8 protein-coding genes and 1 pseudogene are annotated in these 7,062 nt (G+C 69.2%); 1 reads left to right on the plus strand and 8 read right to left on the minus strand.

Going from position 1 to position 7,062, the window contains the following annotated elements:
• From C665_RS20780 to ylqF, 8 genes and pseudogenes are all read right to left on the minus strand, one after another.
• Positions 1-188 (minus strand): annotated as a pseudogene (locus C665_RS20780) (23S rRNA pseudouridine(2605) synthase RluB); the annotation flags it as partial.
• Positions 136-738 carry an SMC-Scp complex subunit ScpB gene (scpB, locus tag C665_RS17140; protein WP_012585146.1) on the minus strand — a complete coding sequence of 201 codons (603 nt, stop codon included), beginning with the start codon at positions 736-738 and terminating at the stop codon, positions 136-138. The gene scpB and the pseudogene C665_RS20780, both read right to left, overlap by 53 nt.
• Positions 716-1,546, minus strand: coding sequence for a segregation and condensation protein A (locus tag C665_RS17145; RefSeq protein WP_004324027.1), 831 nt, complete (start codon positions 1,544-1,546; stop codon positions 716-718). The genes scpB and C665_RS17145 overlap by 23 nt, the downstream gene beginning before the upstream one ends.
• 37 nt (positions 1,547-1,583) lie before the next feature.
• Entirely contained in the window at positions 1,584-2,786 is a 1,203-nt protein-coding gene (locus C665_RS17150; RefSeq protein WP_004324029.1) for a tryptophan--tRNA ligase, read from the minus strand.
• A 6-nt stretch (positions 2,787-2,792) separates the two neighbouring features.
• A complete protein-coding gene (locus C665_RS17155; protein WP_004324031.1) occupies positions 2,793-3,452 on the minus strand; it encodes a site-2 protease family protein in 660 nt (219 codons plus the stop codon).
• A 27-nt stretch (positions 3,453-3,479) separates the two neighbouring features.
• On the minus strand, positions 3,480-4,103 hold the full coding sequence (locus C665_RS17160; RefSeq protein ID WP_004324032.1) for an L-threonylcarbamoyladenylate synthase: 624 nt from the start codon (positions 4,101-4,103) through the stop codon (positions 3,480-3,482).
• A gap of 27 nt (positions 4,104-4,130) precedes the next feature.
• Entirely contained in the window at positions 4,131-5,036 is a 906-nt protein-coding gene (locus C665_RS17165) for a 3',5'-nucleoside bisphosphate phosphatase (RefSeq protein WP_004324035.1), read from the minus strand.
• Between the two features lie 423 nt (positions 5,037-5,459).
• Positions 5,460-6,434: a ribosome biogenesis GTPase YlqF gene (gene ylqF / locus C665_RS17170; protein ID WP_040829529.1), complete on the minus strand. Its 975-nt coding sequence runs from the start codon at positions 6,432-6,434 to the stop codon at positions 5,460-5,462.
• Between the two features lie 282 nt (positions 6,435-6,716).
• On the opposite strand from ylqF, the gene cspE reads away from it, so the two are divergent.
• On the plus strand, positions 6,717-6,926 hold the full coding sequence (gene cspE / locus C665_RS17175) for a transcription antiterminator/RNA stability regulator CspE (RefSeq protein WP_002926583.1): 210 nt from the start codon (positions 6,717-6,719) through the stop codon (positions 6,924-6,926).
• Positions 6,927-7,062 lie beyond the last annotated feature (136 nt).

Raw genomic sequence — 7,062 nt, forward strand, 5'->3', positions numbered from 1 at the left:
CCGGCGCGCGGCGGACGCGGCGTGCGCGGGCCGCGCGGATCGGCGTTGAGGTGCGCGTCCTTGCGGCCGGGCTGGGCGTCGTCGTCGCGCGCGCCACGGGATTCGCGCGGGTCGCGGTCGAGGATCTCGATCGCGTCAGACTTCTTCTTCAGGGGCGGGCGCAGCGGCCGGTTCGGTTTGCGAGACATCGACTAGATCCATGATTTTTTCGAGTTCGGTGAGCGCCGGCAGCTCGGTCAGGCTGCGCAGCCCCATCTCGTCGAGGAAGCGCCGGGTGGTGGCGAAGAGCGCCGGCCGCCCGGGCGTGTCGCGGTGGCCGACGATGTCGACCCAGCCGCGCGATTCGAGGGTTTTCAAGACGCTGGGCGAGACCGCCACGCCGCGGATGTCCTCGATGTCACCGCGCGTGACGGGCTGGCGATAGGCGATGATCGCCAGCGTTTCCATGACCGCGCGCGAGTAGCGCGGCGGTTTTTCTTCCTTCAGGCGGTCGAGGTAGACCTGATACTCGGGCCGTGTCTGGAAGCGCCAGCCGCTCGCCAACTGCACCAGCTCGACCCCGCGCCCGGCCTCGAACCACTGCGCGCGCAGCTCGTCGAGCAGGCGGCGCACCAGGTCCGGCCCCGGATCCTCGTCGAAGAGCTTGCGCAGCTCCGACACCGGCAGTGCCCCCGGCGCGGAGAGCAGCGCCGCCTCGACGATGCGCAACCAGGTCTCAGGCGTCGTTGCGGGTGCCATCTGCCAGCTTCACGTAGATCGGCGCAAAGGCCTCGTTCTGGGTCACTTCGACCAGCTTTTCCTTCACCAGCTCGAGCACGGCGAGAAAGCTCACCACCAGGCCGGGCGGGCCGAGCTCGACGTCGAACAAGGCGTCGAACACCACGAAGGCGCCGTCACCGAGCTTGCGCAGGATCGCCGTCATGTGCTCGCGCACCGAGAGCTGCTCGCGGCCGACACGGTGGCTCTGGTTGAGCCGCGCCTTCTTCATGATACGCAGCCAGGCCAGCTGAAGGTCGTGCAGGCTGACCTCGGGCAGGCGCTCGACCACCTTCTCGGCAACGAACACCCCCACCCACTCGAAGTCGCGCTCCACCCGCGGCAGCGCCTCGAGCCGTGCCGCGGCGAGCTTCATCTGTTCGTACTCGAGCAGCCGGCGCACCAGCTCGGCGCGCGGATCCTCTTCTTCCGCACTCGCGCGCGGCGGCCGCGGCAGCAGCATGCGCGACTTGATCTCGAGCAGCACCGCGGCCATCAGCAGGTATTCGGCGGCGAGCTCGAGGTGGGTGGCCCGCATCGCCTCGACGTACTCGAGGTACTGCGCGGTGAGCGGCGCCATCGGCACATCGAGGATGTCGAGGTTGGCCTTGCGGATCAGGTAGAGCAGCAGGTCCAGCGGCCCCTCGAAGGCTTCCAGGAAGACCTGCAGCGCATCGGGCGGAATATACAGGTCTTTCGGCAATTCGAGCAGGGGCTCGCCGTAGATGCGCGCGAGCACATCGAGCGGCGGGCCGGTGTCGATCGGCACCAGGTCGAGCGGCAGGTTCATGGTGCGGCTGCGATCGGGAAGACGGCGTGCGGCGGGCTCAACCGTAGTCCAGGCCCATCGCCTCGCGCACGTCGCGCATGGTCTCCTGCGCAAGCCGGCGCGCGCGCTCGCAGCCGTCGGCGATGATGCTGCGCAGCAGCGAAGGATCGTCCAGATAAGGCTGGGCGCGCTCGTGCAGCACCTCCTGCTCCTTCAGGATCGCCTCCAGCACCGGCTGCTTGCACTCCAGGCAGCCGATGCCCGCGCTGCGGCAACCCCGCTGCACCCAGGCCAGGGTGTCTTCGCCGGAATAGATCGCGTGCAGCTGCCACACCGGGCAGCGCTCGGGCTCGCCCGGGTCGGTGCGGCGCATGCGCGCGGGATCGGTCTGCATGGTGCGCACCTTGCGCGTGACACTCTCGGCGTCCTCGCGCAGGTTGACGGTGTTGCCGTAGGACTTGGACATCTTCTGCCCGTCCAGGCCGGGCATGCGCGCCGCCGGGGTAAGCAGCGCCTCGGGCTCGACCAGGATCATCTTGCCGCTGCCTTCCAGGTAGCCGTAGAGGCGCTCGCGGTCGCCAAGCGAGAGATTCTGGGTTTCGTCGAGCAGGGCCTTGGCCTGCTCGAGCGCCTCGTCATCGCCCTCCTGCTGGAAGCGCGTGCGCAGATCGTGGTACATGCGCGCACGCTTGGCACCGAGCTTGCGCACCGCGTCCTTGGCCTTGTCTTCGAAGCCCGGCTCGCGGCCGTAGAGGTGATTGAAGCGGCGTGCGATCTCGCGGGTGATCTCGATGTGCGGCACCTGGTCCTCGCCCACCGGCACCTTGTCCGCGCGGTAGATCAGGATGTCGGCCGACTGCAGCAGCGGATAGCCGAGGAAGCCGTAGGTCGACAGGTCGCGACCCTCGATCCTCTCCTGCTGCTCCTTCCAGGTCGGCACGCGCTCCAGCCAGCCGAGCGGGGTCATCATCGACAGCAGCAGGTGCAGCTCGGCGTGCTCGGGCACCTGCGACTGGATGAAGAGCGTGGACTGCGCTGGATCGACCCCGGCGGCGAGCCAGTCGACCAGCATGTCCCAGACGCTGTTCTCGATCACCTCGGGGGTGTCGTAGTGCGTGGTGAGCGCATGCCAGTCGGCGACGAAGAACAGGCAGGGGAACTCCTCCTGCAGCTTCACCCAGTTCTTGAGCACGCCGTGGTAGTGGCCGAGATGGAGCCGCCCACTGGGGCGCATGCCGGAGAGGACACGTTCAGCGTACATGGAGCATCAGAATCCGAAGACGAGGGACAGCAGGTAGCGGAACCCGGTTAGCAGCGGCCACAGCAGGGTGCCGAGCACGCCGGTGAACAGCAGCACGAGCAGGATCGGGAAGCCGTAGGGCTCGAGCCGGGCGTACTGCCAGGCCAGCCGGTCGGGCAGCAGGCTGACCGCGATGCGGCCGCCGTCGAGCGGCGGGATCGGCAGCAGGTTGAGCGCCATCAGCACGGCGTTGATCCGGATGCCGGCGTCGGCCATCTCGAGCACCGGCAGCGTGTAGGCGCCCGGCTCGCTGGTGGCGCCGATGCGGAACAGCAGCGCCCACCCGAGCGCCATGACGAAGTTGACGAAAGGCCCTGCAGCCGCCACCCACAACATGTCGGACTTGGGATTGCGCAGGCGCGAGAAGTTGACCGGCACCGGCTTGGCCCAGCCGAAGAGGATGCCCCCGCCACCGGCGAGCGAGCTGAGGGCGAGGATGCCCGCCGGCACCAGGATGGTGCCCACCGGGTCGATGTGGCGCAGCGGGTTGAGCGTGATGCGCCCGGCAAGGTGGGCGGTGGGGTCGCCGAAGTGGCGTGCCACGTAACCGTGCGCGGCCTCGTGCAGCGTGATCGCGAGCACGACCGGGAGGGCCCAGATGGCCAGGGTGGAGATCAGCGAATCCATCGCGGGCTCGGTGGCAAACCCCGGATTCTACAGACCGAAGGGCTCGAGCGGGCCGCGCCCGGCGCGTACCAGCTCGGGCGCACCCGAGGTGAGGTCGATCACGGTGGTGGCCTCGGGACCGCAGTAGCCGGCCTCGATGACCAGCTCGACCAGCTTGCCGAGACGGTCGCGGATCTCCTCCGGGTCGGAGAGCGGCAGGTCCTCGCCAGGCAGGATCAGGGTCGAGGTCAGCAGCGGGCCGTCGATCTCGGCGAGCAGGGCCGACACCACCGCGTGCTCGGGCACGCGCAGGCCGATGGTCTTGCGCTTCGGATGCAGCACGCGGCGCGGCAGCTCCTTGGTGCCTTCGAGGATGAAGGTGTAGGGGCCGGGAGTGACCGCCTTCAGCAACCGGTACTGGCTGTTGTCCACCCGGGCGTAGGTGCCGATCTCGGAGAGGTCGCGACACATCAGCGTGAAGTGGTGGCGCTCATCCACCCCGCGGATGCGGCGGATGCGGTCGAGCAGCGCGGCGTCGCCGACCTGGCAGGCGAGCGCGTAGGCGGAGTCGGTGGGCAGCGCGACGAGGCCGCCGCCACGCAGGATCTCGGCGGCCTGACGGATCAGCCGCGCCTGCGGCTGTTCGGGATGAAGGGAGAAATACTGGGCCATGATCGGATGCTCGATGGGGCGCGCGCCCTAGCGCGCGGAGGATGCGGCCGCCGCGAGCGCCGCGGTGGTGGCCTGCAGACGGCTCCACACCGGCTCGAGGTCGGCAGGCAGCGGATTGCAGCGACCGACGTCGACCATGCTCTCCTGCACACCATGGAAATCGGACGCGCGCGAGGCCAGCAGCCCGCGCTGGCGCGCGAGGCTCGCGAAGCGACGCATCTCGTCCTCGGTGTGCGCACCGGCCACCACCTCGACGGCCTCACCGCCGGCGGCGACGAAGCGGTCGAAGAGCTCGCCCATGGCGACGGAGGACAGCCGGTAGCGCGCCGGATGCGCGACCACCGCGATGCCGCCGGCGGCGCGGATCCAGCCCACCGCCTGCTCGAGCGTCGCCCAGCGGTGCTCGACGAAGCCGGGCTTGCCGCGCACGAGATAGTGGTCGAAGACCGTCTTCACGTCGGGCATCACGCCGCTCGCGACCAGATGGCGGGCGAAGTGCGCGCGGCTCACGAGCGCGGGGTTGCGCGCGAAGCGGCAGGCACCCGCGAAGGCATCGGGGATGCCGACGCGCGCGAGCTCGTCGCCAATGCGCCGCGCGCGCCCGTCGCGTCCGGCACGCAGGGCGGCGAGACCGGCACACAGTTCGGCGCTCCCGGGATCGACGCCCAGGCCCACGATATGGACGGTCTCGCCGGCGAAGGAGACCGAGATCTCGACGCCCGGCACGAAGGCCAAGCCATGGGCGCGGGCGACAAGCTGCGCGGACGCGATGCCGCCAAGTTCGTCGTGATCGGTCAGCGCGAGCAGCTCGACGCCGTTGGCGATCGCGCGCAACACCAGCGCTTCGGGCTCGAGCCAGCCGTCCGAGACGGTGGAATGGCAGTGCAGGTCGACGTTGAGGGCGTGCAGCCGCGAGGCTGACGGAACGCTCATGGGACTCCGGAGGAGGAACGGCAGGATCGGGATGATATCAAAGGCGCCGGGACTGCGCCGGCATGGGCCATGCGGCGACCTGCGGACGGGCAGGCGCGAGCAGCCGTCGATCGTGCGGCCGTGTGGCCTGCGACGCCTGCCGCACCCGCGTCCGCCCGCCGTATCATTGCACCCGAACCCCCGGCCCCGATCGATGAGCTTTGTCCCCCCCGCCCCACCTGTCGCCGAACTGCGCCGCTGCCCCAGCTGCAATCGCTGGGGCGGATGGCGGCGCGTGGGCGAGGACGGCAGCACCGTCGAACTGCATCCCACGGAGCAGCGCGGCCCCTGCCGGGAAGGCCCCTGGCACGGCTCGCTGCGCGGGCCGCGCAACGCCTGCGGGCAGTGGTTGCGGTGGATCGAGATCGTGCCGGAGACGGTGGATCAGTCGCCCTCGCCCCCGGAAGCATCGGCCTCGCCCCCCGCTTCCGCCGCGCCGGCGGCCTCCTCTGCGGTCTCCCCCGCAGCGGCAGCCTGAGCTGCGGCCGCCTGCGCGGCGGCGATCATGTGCGCGCGCGTCTCCGGCGTCTCCAGGCTGATGCGCCCGAGCGCGCCGTCGCGATAGTCCTGCAGCAGGATCTGCGCCGCCTTCTCCAGGTCCAGCCCACCGCCCTTGACCAGGCAGCCGCGCCGCCGGCCCACCGCCTCGACCAGCGCCGGGCCGTCGAGCGCGACCATCGCGGCGGCGTCGAGCCGGTAGCGCACCGCCAGGCGATCGGGGTAGCGCGCGATGAGGATCTCGCCGAGGAAGGCCGCCACCTCCTCGTCGATCACCGCGTTGCGGCCGATGGCGTGGCTCGCCGCCAGCATGTAGCCGTCGGCATCGTGGTCGATCTTGGGCCACATCATGCCGGGCGTGTCGGTGAGCGTCATGCCGGGACCGAGATCCAGCGTCTGCTGGTGCTTGGTGACTGCAGGCTCGTCGCCCACCTTGGCCACCTTGCGCTTAAGCAGCGCGTTCATCAGCGTCGATTTGCCGACGTTGGGAATGCCCATGATCATCATGCGCAGCGGCTTGACGCCATCGTCGCGGTGCGGCGCGAGCTGGCGGCACAGCGCCGGCACGCGCGCCACCTCGGCCGGGCTCTTGGCCGAGATCGCCACCGCCTTCACGCCGGGCAGGCGATTGTAGGACTCCATCCAGGCACGTGTGACCTCGGGGTCGGCGAGGTCGGACTTATTGAGCAGCTTGAGGCAGGGGCGGTTACGAAAGCGGCGCAGCTCGGCGATCATCGGGTTGCTGCTGGCCTCGGGCAGGCGCGCGTCGACGACCTCGATGACCACGTCGGTCATGGCCATCGCCTCGGCCGCCTTCTTGCGCGCGGAGGCCATGTGTCCGGGGAACCACTGGATGGGCATGGAGAGACCTGGATTGACTGTCGGGGGGCGGATTATCCCACTGCCGGACGCCGGCACGCGCCCCACGCGCACGCCGCATGCGATCGAACTGAAAAATAAGTTCACGCATCCGCGCAAAAGCGTGTATCTTGCCGCTCGCAGTCGATTCAAGCAGTGGTTGTTGGTGTGGTTGCCAGCGTGTTCCAAGAGAACGCGTGTCGGTTTGATGCCTCCCTGATTACGTTTCTTGATCGTTCCTGCACTTCGGGGCGCAAGCCCGCAATTCTTTATATGGAACGCAAAATGAGCACTCAAACCGGTACCGTCAAGTGGTTCAACGACGCCAAGGGCTTCGGCTTCATCACCCCGGAAGGCGGCGGCGACGACCTCTTCGCCCACTTCTCGGAAATCCAGAGCAAGGGTTTCAAGAGCCTGGCCGAAAACCAGCGCGTCGAATTCGAAGTCAAGACCGGCCCCAAGGGCCTGCAGGCGGCCAACATCCGCCCGCTGTAATCGACCCGACGTCCTCGACGTCGATCGATTGATTCAAAACGCGGCCCTGCGCCGCGTTTTTGCATTTGCGGCGGCCTCGGGCCGCCCTTCCGCACCAACGGAGCGCGCCGGACGCGCAAGCCCGCGGCCACCCGCC

This window comes from Thauera aminoaromatica S2, assembly GCF_000310185.1.
In the GTDB taxonomy this organism is placed as follows: Bacteria; Pseudomonadota; Gammaproteobacteria; order Burkholderiales; family Rhodocyclaceae; genus Thauera; species Thauera aminoaromatica.